An 18,263-nucleotide genomic window follows, 5' to 3' on the forward strand; every position below is an offset into this window, starting at 1 on the left:
TAGCGTTAAATCAACGTTTTAACACTTAATAATAGCCGAGTGGGAACATTTTGGCAACAAAAAAGGTAGTAAGATACAATCTTGCTACCTTTTTATAATCTCCGTTTTCGTATAACAGACTTCGCTAGTGATACGAAAGCCGTGATTTCAATTTATAGCGAAAGTACCCCCTCCAGTTTGTCTGCTACCTCTTTCATAGCAGAAGGGCGAAGATGGGAATATACTCCCAAAGTAGTCTGTATATCTGCATGCCCTAGCCTATTTTTAAGTTCTAGGTCATTCATACCCAAAGAGAGCAACAGACTAGCATGTGAGTGCCTTAAATCATGTATACGGATATTTTTAACCCCTGCAATTTCTCCGTGTTTCTTCATGCTATTAGCAAGCATTGTTTTAGTCACAGGTAAACAGTTATAAGAAAAGACAAAACTTATTTTTCCTAACTGTTTCTGATGATTTTCCCATGAGGATAGCGCCTTAATCGTCGTATCATCAAGATAAATTTTTCTATTGCTTGAAAATGTTTTTGTAGGGTTAATTTGCCAATTATTTTTATTTTGATAAAACATAGACTTATTGACTTGTACAGCTTTATTCTCAAAATCAACATCTTCCCACGTTAAGGCTTGTAATTCGCTGATCCTCAATCCTGTCATAAAGAGAAATAGAAAACAGGTATATTTCAAATGTTCTACAACGTCATTTTGTTCAAATGTTTTAATAAATTTTTCAAATTCTTCTTTTGTCCAAAAATCGACCTTTTTCCTAGTCCTCTTCATATTTCCTACCTGCCGAGCAGGATTTTCGCTCACAATACCCAAAGTAAGAGCCATATCAAATAGCTCTTTTACTGTTTGATGTAAGTCTTTTAAATAGTTATTAGATAAGCCTTTTTCCAAGATATCTGTATGCCATTTTTTTATATGAATAGGTTTAACATCAACCATTTTCATAGGATAAAAATATTTCAATCTTTTCAACTTAGAAGAAAAGGTCATAAATGTCCGAGCTGTCACCTTATTCTTGTAATGTGGAATAAAATACTTTTCCAGGAACAACTTAACCGTTAAAGTCGCACCATGTACAATAGCTTTTTTCGAGTGTTTCGCTATAAAATCATCATACCATTTCTTGGCTTCTGTTTGAGTTTTAAACCCTCTTTTCTTTTTCTGCATTCTTTTACCAGTCACTTCATCAAAACCCAGAGAAGCAACCGCATAATAAGAGCTACTAGCCTTGTCATAATATACATGAGGGATTTTAGGCATATTCTTCCACTTCCTCAAAATTTAATTTTGTACCCAGAATTTCCTCAACAGCTTCAACAGGAACTTGACCTAATCCCTTAGAATTATAGTAAGCAAAGCCCTTTTGTACCATCAAAGCCTTAGCCTGTTTAATCAAACTATAAGCCTGATAATTTCCAAAACCCAATTTTTTCAAATCTTCTTTTGTTACGAACATAGCATTTTTCTCCTTTTCATGTTATAATTATTTTGGTTTTTTATTTTGATGTGTGATTGATTTTCACGCATCTTTTTTTTGCATCTATTCCATAAATTCCTATCATTCAGGAACATATAGATATTATCTATTTCTCGCCTTACTGGTATACACTTCCCAAAGCGTACTATACGAAAGTCAGTATCTAACCGTTCATCAAAGAACATCACAATTTTTTTAGCCATTTGTCACGTCCTTTGCTTTCTTAGGTAATATTCTAGGATAGATACAATCTTCAAGCAATTTACGAATAAAATCGTCTTTATCTTGCGAACAAAACAAATCTTCATAATCAAAGTTCAAAACGACGCTAGAACCATCAGGACGTTGGAAATGCCCATTTTCTCTATTCTCTCGAACTTCTGAAACACTATAAAACCTTTCTTCCATTCCATGCTTTCTAGCGATTTCAGAAGAGTAATTGACCCTTCTTAAATACTGGTTTATATCTTCTTCCTGAATTTGTCCAAAAAATTGTTTTGGAGACATATAAGCCGACATAATAACCAATCTCGGAACTACTAGCTTATTTCGATAGCGTGCCGACATTCTAGCCGAGTTGATTGGATCGAATAACTTCAACCAATCCGCAGGAGCTAGACTATCCTCTCGCAAGTCGTCCAAAATCAGGATTTCTTCTCCTGAATAGTTGTCAAAAGGATTCTTAGCACTTGCCGAATAAGTTCCACCTCGTAAACCTGTATTTTCAAGCGCCCCCTGTACTTCTAAGGCAATATCTCTAGCAAGTGTAGACTTCCCTATTCCAGGTTTTCCTTGAATATATAAGACTGTCAAATCATACTCCCCATTTTGCAGAGCTTCCAAGCGTAGAACACTTTCACGCTCGCCAAAAATATCAAAGCCCTCAAGAAATTTCTGACGATTGTTTGCCATCAGATAATACAAATTATCGTCCTTCATAATATCAAAATAAGTCAGTTCTCCCTTGTAAACTTTAGACAATACCAAATCTAAACTTTCATCAGATTTCTCACGCTTCTTCGTGGCTGCATACTTCTCAAAATCTTCTTTATTCTGATTGATAAACGTTTCATAATCAAGCGTATCAAATGTTTCCACATCACTAGCAGGATACTGATATTTATCCTTATCCTTGGCATGGATAAGATAAGCTAAAGCGTTGATACGTGTATAACCCCTACCGCCTTTTGATTTTGGAGTTTCTACACGTTCTTTTTCTACTCCAAGAGCCAAGGCAACTTTTGACAAATCCATACGTTTTGGAAAATCAATATATCCATGAATATGAGGTTCGACCAATTTAGTCCCAAAGGAAATATCTTTATCATGGACGATAAAAGCAACTTCCACAAATTCCTCTTCTTCGACCAGTTCACGGATACGGTCAAAGATTAATCTGAAAATCTTTTCTTTATTCTCTTCCCAGTTTTCAAGCAATTTCTTATCTGATACAGCCCAATCCCAAAAATCTGGCTTCAGTTGTTGCTCAAATAGAAAACGTCTATTTCTAATTCTTTTACTCATTCTTTCTCCTTTTCAATTCATGAAAGACTTTTGCATATTCTTTCTATATTTTTTCTTTTTTATTCTGTTATTTGGGGCATATACTCCATTTTTTTGAGAATAAGCCCATGAATAAGCCCATGAATAAGCCCAAGAAAAACCCCTTAATTTTTGGCATTTTTGTTTCCCTAACGCATACGCTGACACCTTCGGTAATGTCCACGGAAAGCTTGCCAATCAAGGGATTACCCTTGGTTTGCACCATTCTATCGTCAAGTCCTAGAATGGCGCCCGCGCATAGGTTTTGGGCATATGGGCATATACTTCCTCAAAAAACTCTTGTGACTAAAATTTCTGTATATTTAGGTAGCTTGGTTGCATTGCCCTGTCGGAACAAGTCAGCCAACTAGATGCCCGCTGATACCCGCAACCGCGCAGGGCAAAAGCCCCTTTTGCGGTTGCTATCAGCTACTAGTTAGCTCACTTGTAAACCGACAGGAGCAAGGCGGCCAGCTCCCATCATATACAGAAATTTTAGACCTACATAACAAGTTTTAGCCCAGAGGCTACCAGTTTGACAGCTTTATATGCTGCATTTCTACCATCAACCCATAAAGCTTTAACCGCCACATCAAGGAGCTCAACAGATAGAATTTTTCCAAACTCAATGTGTTCTTCAATCTCCTCAAAACTACCATAAACTTCAATGATGATAGGCTTAACGTCATCTTGGTCAATTAAGCCATCATTTACAGCCTTAGCAATTCGCTCATCAATTCCCTCTAAAGTGTAATGACTAATAATGTCAGTCGGTTTTTTATTTTTGTATTTCTTACTTACCCTAGCTTTGGAAAAATCTACTTGGATTTTCTTTGGAATATCAAATTGCGAGCTATCAAGTGCTACCTCTTTAAGTGATAATTCTGAAGTTAATTTAATTTTTTTATTTGCCATTTTTTTATATTTCCTTTTCTATTTTTTTAATTTTGAGAAGAACCCTTTACCTTGCTTTTCTTCCAAGGCTTCAAGTCGTTCTTCTAGTTTTTCTAATCGTCTAATGCTATTTTTCAAAGAAATAATCTGAAAGGCTGTATTTTTGTTACTTTCTTTCTGTTTCTCTTTGAACTCTTTTAATTCGACCACGTCTTGTTTAAGCGCCCTTTCTTCAGCACTTTTTAGATCGCCCCATACAGCAGTTACAGCTTCAGTCATGTTTTTTGTTTCATCAATTCGCTTAGAAAGTTTGATAAACTTTTCAAATTCTTCTTCAGTAAATTGATAATGGTCTTTCACGTGCTTACGTGTGACCTTTATTTTGACTTTCTTAAACTCGTAACCTGATAAGCGTTCTATACTTATCCGCCATTTTTTAACAGCGCTATAGGACTTCGCTGTGGCTTCCATGATGTCTTTATACTCGTAATAATTCTTATTCGGCATCTCCTTTCCTCTTTTCTGTATATATGTTATAATTAAGATGTTTTTATTAAATATGTCTTTGAGGTTTTTCTTCAAAGACCATTTTTATACAATCATAGGCAGTTACCTCCAATTCTTACAAAAGAACAATATAGTCTGGTGTAATTTGCTTTTATGTCGTTTTGACATAATCATTATATTTCATTTTAAATTTTTTGTCAACTAAAAAATGTCACTTTGACATAAAGGAGCGGATATGACAATTTTTACCGAACGATTAAAAGAACAAAGAAAAAAAAACAACCTCACTCAAAAAAAGCTGGCTGACATTTTGGGAGTGTCGCAAGGTTCTTACGCTAACTGGGAAAATGGTAAAAGAGAGCCAAACTTTGAAACTCTACTAAAAATAGCCCTTGAACTTAACACAACGACAAGCTACCTTTTAGGAGAAAGCAACATTAGCTTTGGACGTGGTAGTGATAAATTTGAAAAGTTAGCCAATTTACCAAACTTCCATTTATCTGAAATAGGACTTAATCAAATAAGAGACCTAGTTAGAGCCATACCATACCTCGCAGAAAAAGAGGGGATACAACCAGACGAATACTTCAATATATTCACAAAAGATTTACCCGAACAAACAAAGCTCTTTTTAAAAGCTGTATACTTTACAGAAATCTTAGAAGGAAATCCACCATTTGGCAACAATTCGGAAACAACAGAAACAGAATAACCCTATTTTTAGTAACTTAAAACTTATCAAAACTTAATAAAATATAGCGTTTTTGTTAAAGCAATAGATATATATTACAGAAGTGAAGTAATAGGTCATTCCGTTTCATGACTTACACCCTATTAGTTAGACAAAAATATCTAGCTGATAGGGTGTTTTATTATAAAACTAACATTACATAGTCTTTCTCTATATTCTTTCAACTGATACTATTTAAGGAGAAACATTAATGAAAATAAAATTTAAAGAAAGCAATACCATTACTTCCATAAAATACAAATCTTTTTTATTTGTAAAATTGCCACTACTAGCTATTTTGTACGCAGTTGTTATCAACTTCATACTTAGTTTTAAGTTGACAGCTATAAGTGACTTGCTAACGTCTAAAGGCATTGTCCCTTTAATTTTAATTATTCTACTAGCTTATCTTACCTTCAAGAACTATGCTTCTTTTAAAAACTTACGTGAAAATTATAAAGCTAAGAATATTGATGGTATTAATATACTAGTAAAACTTATTCGCATACATGATATGGTTAAGGTCAGAGAGCTTGGATTTAACAAGACAATCTATAACTACACATTTTCATGGGAAGATATCATTTTCCCTGCCATTAACAACAATATAAACGGCTCAAAACTTGAACCACTTGTTAAAAAATATTCTTTACAAGTACTGTCTATGAATATTCCTGCAAAAATGATTGGGAATGTGATCTATGTTGATGCAAAGGTATTGGAAGAATGTATTAAAACTGATACCCAAGAAAGAAGTAAACTTTCAAACATTTAAGGATGAACTTTGTTGCAGTCATCAATAACAAAAATGACAATAGATTTTCTACTGTCATTTTATTTTTCTAAATTTTTAGCAGAGTATTCTCACAAGTCTCTAAATCTCTTTCAATTTTTCGAGATAGGCACTTAATTCTGCTTGGGCGTCTAGTGTTGGGCCTACTAGCTTGCAACTAACAATGGTTGGTAAAGACTCCTAGCAAAGCAAAATCCCCTGCAAACTATGCTTGCAGGGGACTTGTGTGTTATTCTTGTACTTCTTTCTGGGCGGCCTTGCCTTGTTCTAGAAGAGCTTGGACGATTTTCTCATCGCGTAGTTTGACAGAATCGTTGATCATTTCTGCGGACTTGACAATGGTTGTTTCTAGTTGGGCACGTTTCTGACGTCCCAATTCAATAGCTGCGACGATACCTTGGTTTTGGGCGACCAGACTTTCAGCCAGTTGGGTAACCGATTCGACAGCGACTGTCGGGCTTTGGGCAATTCGTTCCATCTGCGGAATCACTTCCTTACTGGTTTCAGCTAGCATCTGAAGAGCAGCATTATTAGCATTGACAATAGCATCTGCCACGACACCGGATTTCATTGATTGTTGCAAAATACCCAGTTGGGCAATGGAAAGCTTCATTGTCGGAATCGTATTGCGACGAAGCATGCCCAATTTTTGGCGCATATCAGATGATACCTTCACAAGATTCCGCATCTGAGGTGTTGTTGCCCAGGCAACATAGAGACGGCTGACATACTCAGTATGTTGTTGTTCAAGGGTATTGACCACTTCAGCCATGCGGGCCAATTCTTGTGACTTGGTTTGGTATTCTACCGTACTTGTATCGAGTTGGTCAACTTGGGCCTTGAGTTCGGCAGCGCGCTTGCCAGCTTCTGTCTGACTAGCTTCGATAAAGGAAATCACTCCCACTAGATTTTCAATGGATTTGGTATTGTCCTCAATCAACATCTCAGCAGAGACGATATTTCGAGCTAGCACATCTTCTTGCTTGACCACTGCAGCAGCCATGCCATCGAGCTTTTGCTCCACTGTTTTTGAGTCAAAGTAAAATTCTTGTAGCGTATTTTTACTCTTGTTAAACAAGCGTTGCAAAAAGTTTGGCTTCTCTTCTAACTCAGCAATTTCAGCGTTCTTGTATTTGACGACAAAGCCTTGCAACTCACGGTTGGTATTCTTGAGTAAGTCATCCACTTGGGGAATCTGCAATTTCTTTTGTTCTGACAAGATACGATTGACCGTATTGTTCACACCTTCAACAGCAGATTGTCCAAAATCCAAAAGAGCGTTTTGATTGGTGACAAACTGGTCTACTAACTGGGGCACGTGCGCCTTGATTCCTTCTTGCTGCTCAGGGCTCAACTTTTCAAGGAAGGTCAAGGTCTTGTCCGAGCCAGTATTGGTCTCGATGATTTGGGTTGTTTTATCCACCTTAGCTACCGTATTATTGGCAATCTGGTCAATATCAAAATTAAATTCTGTCATGGTTACTCCTTTGTTTCTAACCTATTCTTTACGATCTTTTTCTAGGATACGCAAACTGATATCAAAATCACGCATATCTGTTTCATTGAGTTCTCTCAAGACTTGGTCCAGTTCAAGGTCAAATTGTTCGATGGCTGCTTTAGCTTGTTGCAAGCGTTCTTCTGCTCGATTATAGTTCTTCGGATTGGCCTTAATCTTTAAATAGCCTTCTAAAATCGTTTGGAATTTCTCCATCTTCAAACTATGAATGGCCGTCAATTCTTCCTTATCACCATCAGCAGAGGTGGCAATCTTGTCTAAAATAGCCTGATGATCAATGGCAATATTGGCCAAGGTCTGGGACAATTCTGGAGCTAATTCCTCTGGCTCCGCATTTTCAAGATCTACCTGACTTTCTCTATCCAAACGTTCTAGCTGAACATCGATGTTTGCCCTTACTGTACGAACCTTTTTGTCAATACGGTTGTAGACATCAGCATCGATATAGGACTTGAGACGATCCGCCTCCTGATGGATTTCCCGCAGTTCGATTAATACTTGATTGGCCAGACTCTTATAGGACTCTGAGCCTTTTTCTACCAAGACTCCCTCTAACTGCTGAATATCTTTATCCGCCTGGCGAATTCTAGCTTTTAAAAGCTCAATCCGATCGTCGAGCGAAGCATCCTGTAAAAGAGGATAGCGCCAACGTTTATAGAGACGATAACCACCATAACCTAGCAGGACACAAGCCGCAAGCGGAAGAGCATATTGGACCAAAAGGCCCAGTAAGAACAAGAAGCCCCAAAAATAGAGACAGCCTTTCCAAAAACCATTACCTGATTTCATAAACATTCCTTATTTTCAATTTATAAGTCTATTTTAGCACAAAAGACAAAAATGAGGGCGGAAATCCCCTAGAAAAGAGTTGATTTCTTTGCTGTAGAATGGAACTTGGTAGCGCGTGGGATAATTTCAGGAAAGCGGACTCAAACCACAAACACACTCTGAGGAATATCAAAACAAAAGCTTGAAACATCGGAGGGGTTGTGTTAGAATGAAAGCATAAAGGGAAAATAATGCTTCTAGCATATATAACTAAAAAGCCCCACCGTGCCACCGATGGGGTTTTTTGCTACCCTCTAAAAGGGTTAAATGCTACTTGCTACGTCTCTTTATCCATAGCTTGAAAAGCTCAGATAGTACGTTAACAAGTAACGGAGCTTGAAAAAGGGAAAGTAACTCTAGCATACATAACACCTCCCTTCCTTAAAGCGAGAGAACTAAAATATTATGGTATATCGGATTTATATCATCAACATCGCTTCATTCTTGGAATAGATAGACTTAGATACACAAATAATCTTACTAGCAAATCTCTAAACAAACCCCGAAATCAACATTTTAAGACAAAGCAAAAAGCCCACTGTTGTAGGCTTTCTGTAAGATATATCTTAAAATTAAAGCATTTTGTTATCTTGCTAGATTTAGATAGAGAAAAGTAGGCCTAAGCCTGCTCTAAATCTAACTTGATTTTCTCAAAAACTATTAAATTCAAATAAGCTGAGAAAACATAAAGGGTAACAAAAAGGGGACTTAAATTGATGAGTTCAGTAAGCAAGTAAATTGCACCTGTCAAAGGTGCTTTTTATTTTACTTTTCTGTCTAAGGCCCAGATTGTTCTAAGCGCTATGAGATTGCTTTAATTGAGATGATCTCACTCTCAAAGAGAGAAATCTCAGTTGGTTCATCAGGACTAGGATTATCAACGAGGATAGTGATTTCATCTTTCTCATCATTGTCCATTTCGTCAATAAAATCTGTGACAAAACCTTTTATGACTTTACCGTCACCAGTTACTACCTGAACCCTTAAGTGTAAGTAGTTCCAAAGTTGTTTTCTCATTTTCATCCCTCTATCACTTGCTAAAATTCTAAAAAAAGAGGCTTACAGCCTCAATAGGAAATGGTGGGACGGACATTCCCCACCTCTCAGATACCCTTTCGGGTGCGTGTGCGTCCGATATTTTTCTACTTCATTTCCTCAGTAACATTATATCAAAAGATTACAAAAAAAGCACCTAATGGCGCTTCTCCATCTGAGTGCGACGTACTTAACATACGCTTAATTGCTTTAATCACAGTTCAGATGTTTAAACAGTGTACTTATACCTGTAATTCTATTCTATACCACGCGCGCGCTTTTGGCAAGTAAAAACTACGGTAAATTTAAAAAAGTATGGTTCGGTATGTCTCGTAACTCACTGACCTGCTTTTCATATGAGTTCCATATTCTATTAGCTAAAATATCCGCAGCCTGTATTAAATAGTCATTCTCAGAAACACATGACTTAGTATGGACAACAAAATCCCCTTCTAAAATCGGAGGATAAAACTTCCCGTAGTTGAAGTTGGTAATCCCATGCTTCAACTCCTCCAGGATCCCCTCACCCAAACCATATAAACCATTCGTAGCAAAGCCTTGTTGATCAATATTCACAAAAAGCTCAATATCATCATTCTTGTTAATCAAGCCTTGCTCTATTAGTTTTTTGAACAGATTTTTTACCACCCTCTTTAAAGCATAATCTTTAAAGCGCTGACGTGATTTTTTATCTCCCATAACACTTGCGTGAACGTTTGGTAAATTAACTGACACAGAAAAACTAATCTCATCTTTAAGAACCTTAAAGAGAGCATTTTTGTGCTTTCTCTCAATATTCGCTGCTTTGAGCTCTCCCTCTATGGCTTTAGCTTTTTTTATTTTTGTATTAAGAGAGCGATAGCGTTTTTTAGCAGATATTTTGTCTTCATCAGAAATAAAGCAAAAACCTGCGTACACAAAGTAGTTATGATTGGAGTGAAAGACCCCTGAGTCATCTATAAAAATTGAAATTTTCTTCAACTGTTCTTCCTCATTAGTTATTAGCTAGAATTATACCACAACAATATCTTAATTCATAGCTTTTGCAATGTTTTCTATAGCTTCCTGCCTTACTTTATATATCGAAGATTTAGACTTCCCTATTTCCTCAGCAACCTCCCAAGCGTCGAGATCATTCAAGTAAAAAAGCCTTAGAACAGACCGTTCAAACGGATTGGTCAGCTTATCGATCAGCCTAGATATTTCCATTCTTTCCTCAGTAAGGCGCTCAATTCTCTGGAGCGTATCCTCTTTTAGCTTCAGAACACTTATAAGATTGTTCTCTGTCTGGTTCTCTCTGCTTGTCTGCACCCTGCTATGGCTTAGTGTTGGCTTTTGGATAATACCACCTTCCAGGGCTTCCAATTCCAAATATAAGCCTTTGATCTCCTTGTTTATCCACTTAACGCCCTCTAGTTTTTCTTTTACCTGCTCTGGTGTCATGCCTTGGCCTCCTTTGTGATATAATAGTCTTTGCGAGAACTATTAGCCGAGGCGGAACGCCTGGGCTTTTTTGTTTTAGTTAAGTCCAAAAACGGACATTACTCATAGTATTCAACGTACTCAGGATCTCCGAAAAGACTTTCAGGCAAGCCACAAACATCTATTAGGCGTTGTACTACTTGTACGTCTATCATTATCTCGCCCTTTTCTGTTGTGTGATAGTATTTCTTATGTAAAGATCCTAAACATACTCCGTTTTTATATATTGAAAGGTCGCCATTTCTACTAGGTAAAAGGCCTGTATAACGATTATATAAACCGTGTTTCATAGCATTATTGTTTCCATACTTCGGTTGTCTATTTCCTCGATTGCCTCTAGCAACTTGATTACCTGGTAAAAAACGCCCTCTAACATCTCTCTCCATTTAGCACCCTCTCACCGTGTTCGTTTCGGAAATTATACTTCATTGGAACGCTCTAAACGCTCCGTAAACCGTTCTAAAAAGTGTATCAGGTATTTTATCGCTGATACACTTTTGACTAGTTTTACAAGCTCTCAGATAGCCCTAGAGCCGTATCAAAATGATTAGAGTATGTTTCTAAAGCTGTATTCAATTCATCACTAGCTAAAACTAACATGAAAGCTAGATCACTTGCTGAACCGTTACTATCAATGATTGGAGTATCATGATAACTCTTGGCATATCGTTTGAATACATTTAGCAGATCAGCTAGTCTATCCTCTTTCAGGATATAGCTAGGCAAAGAAATGTTGTTAGCTGATCCGATTTCATGTAACTTCTTAATGGCCAACGGATTGCGCTTGTATTTCTCTAAGTAACTTAGCAGCTCCTGCTCTGATACTTTCATAGTGCTCAGTAAGTTCAACTCAGCAACATTATCAGCCGTTACTGTTTCGTACTCTGATTTAATTTTCTCTAGTTCTGTCTGTTCAAAGTTCTCTAGCTTAGCTAGAATATTTGCAAACTCAGTATCTGAGTACTGATCGGCCTCTTTCTTAAAATTCTCCAGGCGTAGCTCAGCCTCAGACTGATATAAAACCTGATCTCGAACTTTTTCCCAAAGTTCTTTTTTCATTTTTCCATAAGCCTCAATCTTTTGTTGCTTATAAGTGCCTAGGTTGTAAATTTGTGCCTTTATTTGTTGTAGTGTCATGGTAATTCTCCTTTATTTCAATTCTAGCGCTCTTCTAGCTACTTGTTCCCAGTCCTTAGAATATAGAGCGCTAGCTTTTTTATCCCATCTCGGTCCTGTTCCTGGGGCTTTTTTATATTTTAGTAGTTCCTCTTTATTCGCAAAGAAAAACTTACGCTGTTTATCTGAAACGAACCCTTTCCGTTTCTTGCCGTAAAACTGCATTCTTGCATACGGCGCATTATAGACTATTCTCCCATTGGCCTTAGTTAAGTTTCCTCTTAGTTCTCCAGATCGCCTAGGTATAAAACGGTGCATGTCCATAACCATCTGATTAGTAACTGCCTCTTTTGCTCTCGCTAATCCCATAGGTGTTACTTTACGCTCAATACCTTTTAGATTTACCTTTACTTTTACTCCTGTTCCCAAAGTCCCTCCTTTCTATGACTAAAACAAAAAGAGACATGACAAAGAGCAGTTAAACTCTTATATCATGCCTCTAGTTTTCTAGTCAGCAGCTAAATTTTTTCTTTTTGCCTTGTTTCCTTTTGAATGGGTTTACCATCTTGTGTTTTGATGATTAGACTACCAAACTCTGGTAACTTGGCTGACTCAATTATACCATTTTTTGAGAATAAAACAAAGCCTCTATCAAGCAAATCTTTAAGCTGTTCTGTCTTTTGTATCATATTAAACCTCCTCTATCTCGGGTGTACCTCCAGGTACGCCTGTAAACATTAAATAGTTTGGCCTGTAGTTATAGCTAGGCTACAACAAGTGTCCAAACGGGTACAGTTGTAAGCTGACCCATTTTAGGGCTATCTTTGAGCGACAAATATGTCGAAAAGTCTTCGGTTCCTGTATAACCGTTATTAGTTTTGTTTGCTACTCATTTTTGAGTCACAAATCTGTTAAGCAAAAATGACTAATAGCTTGAAAGATAAGTAAATGTTGTAATACTTGGAGCCCTAAAGCGTTGATATAACTGATATTTTTAACTATTCAACGCTTTTTACTACCCTTTTTAGTGTACTTTAGCTCATTTTTGAGCTTTTTTGAGTTCCATTTTTGGAATGCAAAGCCTGCACCTTTTAAGGGTGCACCTGCACCCAGTGCATACTTTTTTAACCTGCGTAGTTTTGAGTGCTAAAAAGGTAATCTTCTCTTGTCCTCTGCCGTCTCTGGATAAGTAAAGAAGTTTCTTCCCACTCCCTCCATAAGTCGGCTTACTATTGCAGAGTCATAAGTCTTTTTAAGCTGCTCCCCTGTCAGATTGGTATTGACAATCGTCCTTACCCTACTATCTAGCAACTCAAACAAAAACCGTTGACGGCTATTAGCGGCCTCTTTGCCTTGATTTCCAAAGGTGCTTTCTTTCCCTAAATCATCCAGGAAGAGAAAATCTACACCCGTTAGCAGTTTCATCATCTGCCCCTGGTTTCGCTGGTTCTCATTATAATCTACTCCGCTCTCTATCAGCCTAAAGAGATTAGCTACAGGATAAAAAAGCACGCTCTTAGGTTCTCCTATAGCCTTAAAATCCTCATTGAGTTTTCTAGCTATACTGATAGTTAAGTGACTTTTACCTACACCATGAGAACCCTGTATGATAGAATTCCCCTTTCCTCCCTGCTTAAAATAATACTCATTCAAGTATAAACCAAAATCATGGGCTTTCTTGTCAGTATCATTACTTACAGTAAAGGTTTTATAGCTCGCCTCTTTTAATTTAGGAGGTATAATGCTCCTAGCTTCTAACAAGGAATAACTAGTAGCTAATTCAGCGTTCAGCTCTTCTTGGCAAGCAGTATCAGCCTTTTCTTTCTCGATCTTTGGATTCATACACATAGGACAAGCTAACACATAGTGTAACTCTGTATTGTCAGTCGCCTTGACCTTATTCACTGTTTTCCATAGGTAAATACCATGTATTGGACAAGTTTGGGGACTAATTTCCACACGTTCGTTTAGGCGTTCACCTACTTTATATTCTTTCTGCATATCACATACCTCTTAAAATCCTAAATCATCAGCCTTACCTAGCTCACTGAAAGGAACGCCATTAGATTTTTGTGCATGCTTGTCCTTGTACTCTTTGGTGTTCTGTTTTGCTTGTTCTACAGTCTTGATACCTTGCCCCTGCAATCTCTCCAATATTGAACGAGTGTAACGAATATTACGCCCACCGCTCAGGATCGTCTCATCTAGTGCATACATCAGCAAGGCTTGTCCGTGAGTTTGTAGCAAGTCCTCAACTTCTGACACGATTGTCCCATTAACCGACATTTCACCAAAAGCTTGTTTGAGTTTTTCAAAGATTGGATTTTTACCACCGCCAGCACCAACATTTTTTGAGGCGTTAGCCTCTTCTTGCTCTAGCTGTAGCTCTATCTCTTTCTCTATATCTATCTCTTTCTCTATCTCTGTCTTACACGTAGTTAACAATGTAAGATTATCAGATGACATTGTAAGGTTTTCTTTGTTTTCTCGTTGCTGTTTCCGATATTCTCGCATATATGCTGCTTGGTTGGTTTCCTGCTGTACCAGGGCTTTAGCCTGGGGTAGTTCTGCGTTTTTATCTTCGTCAATCTGTATTAAACCGCATTTTGTAAAGTATGCCATGGTCATATCTATATCATCTTCTGATACATCTAATTTTAGGGCTAACTCTTCCTTGAGATTGTCAAAGTAGCCCTCATAGTATAAAATACAATCACTTTCCAAGCTCTCTAGCATGAGCCTAATATAAATAACTGTCATAGTGTACCCACCAGGTACTGTCTTTAGTCTCTTAATAAAAATATTATCAAAAAATTTCTTATCAATTTTTAGCCAAAAATATATTTTAGTTCTTCCCACTTTTACCCCCTAATCTACTGCAAGAAAGTTGTATATGTCACTTTTGCGATAATAAATTTTCTTACTGTTCTCAAAAGGGGACTGATACGGTCTTAAACCGTGCTTTTCCCAGTTGTTTAACGTAGTTCCACTGATCCCTAGCTTGTCTAGTAAATCAGGCCTAGAAATTAAATCCCAGCCGTCATTATGCTGCTTTTCAAGCTCAAGCCTTTTCTCTAAGTGATCTCCCACTTTCTCCAGTAGCTCAAGCTCTGCCTCTCTTGATAATAGTTGCATATTGCACCCCTTTTCTAATTGCTCCGCTTGCCTGCTAGTTGAATATAACACCCATAGCAAGGGTTTAAATCCTCTCTTGGTGTTTCTATCGTCTGTTTGCTTTCTCGCTCCATTTGGGCGCTTTTTTTGCGGTCTCGGTGGTTTAGATAAACCAGTAAGCCAATCAACACCACCATAAAGATAACCGCCTGTGTATTGGTTAAATCTAGCTCGTTCATTTTAATAGCCCTCTTTTTTGCAGATCAGCAGCCACTAAACCACGTAAGTACATCCAGGTTGACGTAGTTACATGATTGATCCCATTACTTAAATTATTTTCTTTTATTACTTGATCTAAGAAATTGAATAGCAACCAGTCAGGAGCTTTTCCATGTTTTTCTGTACATTCCTCGTCATAGCTTTTTAATTCTCCAAGCAAATTCTCAACATTCCTATTAAAGAAATCCTCATGACTTGCCTCTTGCTTTTTATATGCCTCAGATAATTTGTAAAACTGAACCCATAGCTGACTAATATCCAACCGACAACCTTCAGCAATTTCTGCAGCTCCATCATGATTTTTAGCTTTATGCCAATCTGACAAAATATCTAATTTTTCCTCAACTAGTTGTAACCCTTTTTCAAACTCTTTAAAGTATGTGTTCATGTTTATTTCCTCGGTTATTTTTTATTTTGTATAGTTGCTCCAGGACTTTCTCCTAGAATTGGGAAAAAGTCCAAATAGCTTTTTAACGCCTTTCCTGCTCACATTCCTCACGCTCTGAGTCGCCAATATTTGAAAACGTGAGAAAATACCAGTTTTAAGAGTTAGCGCTCTCTCGTCTGGGCACAAATCACTATTTTGTGATATAATTAAATAAATACCTAACTAAATCCCATACTTGCTTTTTGTGGTTTTAGTTGTTTGAGTGAAAAGCCTTGCTAGTTTGCCGACTGTCTAGGCTTTTTTTGTTGCTTAGATTTCTATAAGTGAAAGGTAGCAAGAAATCTTATAAATCTTCTACTAGCCAGTTCATAACTGCCTCATAGATACGCTTTGGAGCGTTATAGTTCCCAGTTTCAACCTTGTTTAATGTTGTCCTAGCAATTCCAAGGGCTAAGGCTGTCTGACTTTTAGTTAAATTCTGTTTTCCCCTTTTTGATCGTATTTTTTCAGCTATTTCTACACTGATTAGCATAAGGCACCTCCTCAATTTATTCACTATCATTTTGATAGTAAGATTAGTTTATATTATCTTTTTGATAATGTCAAGTATTTTTATTGACATTTTGATAATTTTTTTGCTCATTGTTATCATTTTGTGTTATAATCATTTTTGAAAGGTAGTTAAAATATGGATAATAGACTGAAAGAACTTAGGAAACAGAACGGAATTTCTCTAAAAAAACTAAGCCAAAAACTTAATGAGCTTTATGGTGTTACTGTGAGTGATAGCCAACTTTCTTATTATGAAAACGGCAAACGATCTCCCAGAAATGGGAAGGTATGGATATATTTAGCCACTTTTTTTAATGTTCCTGTCGGTTACCTATTAGGGTATCAAGATGACCAAAAAGTATATGACTCAAGGAGTTCGCCACACTCTCAAAAAAATCTTGATTTCTTAAAAGATATTGAAGAAGTCAAAAAAATAAAGACTGATACCTTAATAGCTTTAGAATTTATAGAGCATATCTGTAGCCGTTTATCACAATATGAAGTAGTTAAACCAGACTCTTATGCCTCTGATATAGAGAATATCTTAGATACTTTACTAGACTTTCTAAGCGACCTAGAGCGCATTGAAGACTCTTTAACAAAATAACCCCTAAAACGCTCTCTAAGCGATTTTATAGCTCAGCTATATAAAAATTATCATCACACCTAAAACAAACGAAAATAGGGCTTTCTCGTAGCTCTCAGCACTATATAAAGACAATATTCATAAATACTTGACTAAATCCCATACTTGCTTACTGATGTTAGAAAGGTATGACTATGAATATTACAGAATACAAAAAGAAAAACGGTACTACAGTGTACCGCTCAAGCGTTTATTTAGGTGTTGATAAGCTTACAGGGAAAAAGGCTAGAACTACGGTCACGGCCAACACTAAAAAGGGCGTTAAAATCAAAGCTAGGGAGGCTGTCAATGCTTTTGCAGCTAATGGATATAGTGTAAAGGAAAAACCGACCATTACAACCTATAGGGAGCTGGTCGCTTTATGGTGGGAGAGTTACAAGAATACAATCAAGCCAAATTCCCAGCAATCCATGGAGGGGATCGTAAGGCTTCATATTTTGCCTGTATTCGGTGATTACAAGCTAGACAAGCTCACTACTCCCATTATCCAGCAACAAGTCAATAAGTGGGCTGACAAGGCCAATAAGGGCGAAAAAGGGGCATACGCAAACTATAGCTTTCTAAACAATATAAACCGCCGTATACTCCAGTATGGCGTGACTATGCAAGTAATCCAGCATAACCCTGCGCGTGATGTCATTATCCCACGTAAACAACAAAATAAAGAGCATAAGGTCAAATTTTTCAGCAACCAGGAACTAAAACGGTTTTTAGACTACCTGGAAGATTTGGATCAGTCTAGTTATGAGAATTTCTTTGACTACGTGCTTTATAAGACGTTGCTGGCTAGTGGTTGCCGTATCGGTGAGGCTTTAGCTCTTGAGTGGTCTGATATTGACCTTAAAAAAGGCACTATCAGCATATCTAAGACTCTAAATAGATACCAGGAAACAAATACGCCTAAATCTAAAGCAGGTCTAAGAGAGATTGACATAGACAAGGCTACAGTTTCCCTACTCAAACAGTATAAAAAACGTCAACAAGTCCAGTCATGGCAACTAGGACGGTCTGAGGGGATTGTCTTTACTCCTTTTACCACAAAATACGCCTACGCTTGTTTGCTAAGAAAGAGACTACAAAGTCACTTTAAAGCTGCTGGCGTTCCTGATATTAGTTTCCATGGTTTCAGACATACTCACGCTACAATCATGCTATACGCTGGCATAGAGGCGAAAGATTTACAGTATAGACTAGGTCACTCTAATATCTCAATGACCTTGAATACTTATGTCCATGCTACCAAAGAGGGAGCTAAAAAAGCCGTCTCAATCTTTGAGGCAGCTATCAGCAATTTATAAATAATAAGGGTGCCCCATTTTTGGGCTACCCTATTACTATACCTAAAATTAGTTATGG

24 protein-coding genes are annotated in these 18,263 nt (G+C 37.2%); 4 read left to right on the top strand and 20 right to left on the bottom strand.

Annotated elements, in window-relative coordinates; translation table 11 throughout:
- Positions 1-152: 152 nt before the first annotated feature.
- From O3616_RS08425 to O3616_RS08445, 5 genes are all read right to left on the bottom strand, one after another.
- Positions 153-1,268, bottom strand: a complete 1,116-nt coding sequence (locus tag O3616_RS08425; RefSeq protein ID WP_371638617.1) for a tyrosine-type recombinase/integrase — start codon at positions 1,266-1,268, stop codon at positions 153-155.
- A complete protein-coding gene (locus O3616_RS08430; RefSeq protein ID WP_000498227.1) occupies positions 1,261-1,464 on the bottom strand; it encodes a DUF3173 family protein in 204 nt (67 codons plus the stop codon). The genes O3616_RS08425 and O3616_RS08430 overlap by 8 nt, the downstream gene beginning before the upstream one ends.
- 216 nt (positions 1,465-1,680) lie before the next feature.
- Positions 1,681-3,009, bottom strand: coding sequence for a Rep family protein (locus tag O3616_RS08435; RefSeq protein WP_371638618.1), 1,329 nt, complete (start codon positions 3,007-3,009; stop codon positions 1,681-1,683).
- A gap of 519 nt (positions 3,010-3,528) precedes the next feature.
- Positions 3,529-3,942, bottom strand: coding sequence for a hypothetical protein (locus tag O3616_RS08440; protein ID WP_049538684.1), 414 nt, complete (start codon positions 3,940-3,942; stop codon positions 3,529-3,531).
- A gap of 18 nt (positions 3,943-3,960) precedes the next feature.
- Positions 3,961-4,428 (bottom strand): hypothetical protein, encoded by a 468-nt coding sequence (locus O3616_RS08445; RefSeq protein WP_371638619.1) that lies wholly within the window; start codon positions 4,426-4,428, stop codon positions 3,961-3,963.
- Positions 4,429-4,663: 235 nt separating this feature from the next.
- On the opposite strand from O3616_RS08445, the gene O3616_RS08450 reads away from it, so the two are divergent.
- Complete coding sequence (locus tag O3616_RS08450) at positions 4,664-5,140, top strand: helix-turn-helix domain-containing protein (protein ID WP_371638620.1); 477 nt, start codon at positions 4,664-4,666, stop codon at positions 5,138-5,140.
- A gap of 229 nt (positions 5,141-5,369) precedes the next feature.
- The gene (locus O3616_RS08455) at positions 5,370-5,933 is read left to right on the top strand and encodes a hypothetical protein (protein ID WP_371638621.1); all 564 of its coding nucleotides are present in this window, start codon (positions 5,370-5,372) and stop codon (positions 5,931-5,933) included.
- Between the two features lie 247 nt (positions 5,934-6,180).
- On the opposite strand, the gene O3616_RS08460 is transcribed toward O3616_RS08455, so the two are convergent.
- From O3616_RS08460 to O3616_RS08530, 15 genes are all read right to left on the bottom strand, one after another.
- Positions 6,181-7,428, bottom strand: coding sequence for a toxic anion resistance protein (locus tag O3616_RS08460; RefSeq protein ID WP_371638622.1), 1,248 nt, complete (start codon positions 7,426-7,428; stop codon positions 6,181-6,183).
- Positions 7,429-7,449: 21 nt separating this feature from the next.
- Complete coding sequence (locus O3616_RS08465) at positions 7,450-8,256, bottom strand: hypothetical protein (RefSeq protein ID WP_371638623.1); 807 nt, start codon at positions 8,254-8,256, stop codon at positions 7,450-7,452.
- An 840-nt stretch (positions 8,257-9,096) separates the two neighbouring features.
- Positions 9,097-9,312: a hypothetical protein gene (locus O3616_RS08470; protein WP_371638624.1), complete on the bottom strand. Its 216-nt coding sequence runs from the start codon at positions 9,310-9,312 to the stop codon at positions 9,097-9,099.
- A 312-nt stretch (positions 9,313-9,624) separates the two neighbouring features.
- The gene (locus tag O3616_RS08475; RefSeq protein ID WP_015606052.1) at positions 9,625-10,311 is read right to left on the bottom strand and encodes a DUF3800 domain-containing protein; all 687 of its coding nucleotides are present in this window, start codon (positions 10,309-10,311) and stop codon (positions 9,625-9,627) included.
- A gap of 48 nt (positions 10,312-10,359) precedes the next feature.
- Positions 10,360-10,773: a DUF1492 domain-containing protein gene (locus O3616_RS08480; RefSeq protein ID WP_371638625.1), complete on the bottom strand. Its 414-nt coding sequence runs from the start codon at positions 10,771-10,773 to the stop codon at positions 10,360-10,362.
- Positions 10,774-10,871: 98 nt separating this feature from the next.
- Positions 10,872-11,198, bottom strand: coding sequence for a hypothetical protein (locus O3616_RS08485; RefSeq protein WP_371638626.1), 327 nt, complete (start codon positions 11,196-11,198; stop codon positions 10,872-10,874).
- 121 nt (positions 11,199-11,319) lie between these two features.
- Positions 11,320-11,949: a hypothetical protein gene (locus O3616_RS08490; protein ID WP_371638627.1), complete on the bottom strand. Its 630-nt coding sequence runs from the start codon at positions 11,947-11,949 to the stop codon at positions 11,320-11,322.
- A 12-nt stretch (positions 11,950-11,961) separates the two neighbouring features.
- Positions 11,962-12,357 (bottom strand): minor capsid protein, encoded by a 396-nt coding sequence (locus tag O3616_RS08495; RefSeq protein ID WP_261202550.1) that lies wholly within the window; start codon positions 12,355-12,357, stop codon positions 11,962-11,964.
- An 89-nt stretch (positions 12,358-12,446) separates the two neighbouring features.
- Positions 12,447-12,617, bottom strand: a complete 171-nt coding sequence (locus O3616_RS08500; RefSeq protein ID WP_004263715.1) for a hypothetical protein — start codon at positions 12,615-12,617, stop codon at positions 12,447-12,449.
- Between the two features lie 457 nt (positions 12,618-13,074).
- Positions 13,075-13,929 (bottom strand): ATP-binding protein, encoded by an 855-nt coding sequence (locus tag O3616_RS08505; RefSeq protein WP_136937391.1) that lies wholly within the window; start codon positions 13,927-13,929, stop codon positions 13,075-13,077.
- 12 nt (positions 13,930-13,941) lie between these two features.
- The gene (locus O3616_RS08510; RefSeq protein WP_136937392.1) at positions 13,942-14,787 is read right to left on the bottom strand and encodes a phage replisome organizer N-terminal domain-containing protein; all 846 of its coding nucleotides are present in this window, start codon (positions 14,785-14,787) and stop codon (positions 13,942-13,944) included.
- Between the two features lie 9 nt (positions 14,788-14,796).
- Positions 14,797-15,063, bottom strand: coding sequence for a DNA-binding protein (locus tag O3616_RS08515; RefSeq protein ID WP_136937393.1), 267 nt, complete (start codon positions 15,061-15,063; stop codon positions 14,797-14,799).
- A gap of 14 nt (positions 15,064-15,077) precedes the next feature.
- A complete protein-coding gene (locus O3616_RS08520; protein ID WP_261202549.1) occupies positions 15,078-15,281 on the bottom strand; it encodes a hypothetical protein in 204 nt (67 codons plus the stop codon).
- Positions 15,278-15,709, bottom strand: a complete 432-nt coding sequence (locus O3616_RS08525; protein ID WP_261202548.1) for a hypothetical protein — start codon at positions 15,707-15,709, stop codon at positions 15,278-15,280. The genes O3616_RS08520 and O3616_RS08525 overlap by 4 nt, the downstream gene beginning before the upstream one ends.
- 343 nt (positions 15,710-16,052) lie before the next feature.
- The gene (locus O3616_RS08530; protein ID WP_136937396.1) at positions 16,053-16,241 is read right to left on the bottom strand and encodes a helix-turn-helix transcriptional regulator; all 189 of its coding nucleotides are present in this window, start codon (positions 16,239-16,241) and stop codon (positions 16,053-16,055) included.
- Between the two features lie 156 nt (positions 16,242-16,397).
- Here O3616_RS08530 and O3616_RS08535 point away from each other — a divergent pair, with 156 nt between their 5' ends.
- Together O3616_RS08535 and O3616_RS08540 are read left to right on the top strand one after the other, a co-directional pair.
- Positions 16,398-16,868: a helix-turn-helix domain-containing protein gene (locus O3616_RS08535; protein ID WP_136937397.1), complete on the top strand. Its 471-nt coding sequence runs from the start codon at positions 16,398-16,400 to the stop codon at positions 16,866-16,868.
- Between the two features lie 173 nt (positions 16,869-17,041).
- Positions 17,042-18,205: a site-specific integrase gene (locus tag O3616_RS08540; protein ID WP_136937398.1), complete on the top strand. Its 1,164-nt coding sequence runs from the start codon at positions 17,042-17,044 to the stop codon at positions 18,203-18,205.
- Positions 18,206-18,263 lie beyond the last annotated feature (58 nt).

Source organism: Streptococcus sp. 27098_8_86, from assembly GCF_041432595.1.
GTDB lineage: Bacteria > Bacillota > Bacilli > Lactobacillales > Streptococcaceae > Streptococcus > Streptococcus pneumoniae_F.

Excerpts from the sequence above, each read along its gene's own strand:
- O3616_RS08440 (WP_049538684.1), bottom strand. The coding sequence starts at position 3,942 with ATGGCAAATAAAAAAATTAAATTAACTTCAGAATTATCACTTAAAGAG.
- O3616_RS08535 (WP_136937397.1), top strand. The coding sequence starts at position 16,398 with ATGGATAATAGACTGAAAGAACTTAGGAAACAGAACGGAATTTCTCTA.
- O3616_RS08485 (WP_371638626.1), bottom strand. The coding sequence starts at position 11,198 with ATGGAGAGAGATGTTAGAGGGCGTTTTTTACCAGGTAATCAAGTTGCT.
- O3616_RS08505 (WP_136937391.1), bottom strand. The coding sequence starts at position 13,929 with ATGCAGAAAGAATATAAAGTAGGTGAACGCCTAAACGAACGTGTGGAA.
- O3616_RS08470 (WP_371638624.1), bottom strand. The coding sequence starts at position 9,312 with ATGAGAAAACAACTTTGGAACTACTTACACTTAAGGGTTCAGGTAGTA.
- O3616_RS08525 (WP_261202548.1), bottom strand. The coding sequence starts at position 15,709 with ATGAACACATACTTTAAAGAGTTTGAAAAAGGGTTACAACTAGTTGAG.
- O3616_RS08455 (WP_371638621.1), top strand. The coding sequence starts at position 5,370 with ATGAAAATAAAATTTAAAGAAAGCAATACCATTACTTCCATAAAATAC.
- O3616_RS08515 (WP_136937393.1), bottom strand. The coding sequence starts at position 15,063 with ATGCAACTATTATCAAGAGAGGCAGAGCTTGAGCTACTGGAGAAAGTG.
- O3616_RS08465 (WP_371638623.1), bottom strand. The coding sequence starts at position 8,256 with ATGAAATCAGGTAATGGTTTTTGGAAAGGCTGTCTCTATTTTTGGGGC.
- O3616_RS08520 (WP_261202549.1), bottom strand. The coding sequence starts at position 15,281 with ATGAACGAGCTAGATTTAACCAATACACAGGCGGTTATCTTTATGGTG.
- O3616_RS08500 (WP_004263715.1), bottom strand. The coding sequence starts at position 12,617 with ATGATACAAAAGACAGAACAGCTTAAAGATTTGCTTGATAGAGGCTTT.
- O3616_RS08530 (WP_136937396.1), bottom strand. The coding sequence starts at position 16,241 with ATGCTAATCAGTGTAGAAATAGCTGAAAAAATACGATCAAAAAGGGGA.
- O3616_RS08425 (WP_371638617.1), bottom strand. The coding sequence starts at position 1,268 with ATGCCTAAAATCCCTCATGTATATTATGACAAGGCTAGTAGCTCTTAT.
- O3616_RS08480 (WP_371638625.1), bottom strand. The coding sequence starts at position 10,773 with ATGACACCAGAGCAGGTAAAAGAAAAACTAGAGGGCGTTAAGTGGATA.
- O3616_RS08430 (WP_000498227.1), bottom strand. The coding sequence starts at position 1,464 with ATGTTCGTAACAAAAGAAGATTTGAAAAAATTGGGTTTTGGAAATTAT.
- O3616_RS08540 (WP_136937398.1), top strand. The coding sequence starts at position 17,042 with ATGAATATTACAGAATACAAAAAGAAAAACGGTACTACAGTGTACCGC.
- O3616_RS08450 (WP_371638620.1), top strand. The coding sequence starts at position 4,664 with ATGACAATTTTTACCGAACGATTAAAAGAACAAAGAAAAAAAAACAAC.
- O3616_RS08460 (WP_371638622.1), bottom strand. The coding sequence starts at position 7,428 with ATGACAGAATTTAATTTTGATATTGACCAGATTGCCAATAATACGGTA.
- O3616_RS08490 (WP_371638627.1), bottom strand. The coding sequence starts at position 11,949 with ATGACACTACAACAAATAAAGGCACAAATTTACAACCTAGGCACTTAT.
- O3616_RS08435 (WP_371638618.1), bottom strand. The coding sequence starts at position 3,009 with ATGAGTAAAAGAATTAGAAATAGACGTTTTCTATTTGAGCAACAACTG.
- O3616_RS08445 (WP_371638619.1), bottom strand. The coding sequence starts at position 4,428 with ATGCCGAATAAGAATTATTACGAGTATAAAGACATCATGGAAGCCACA.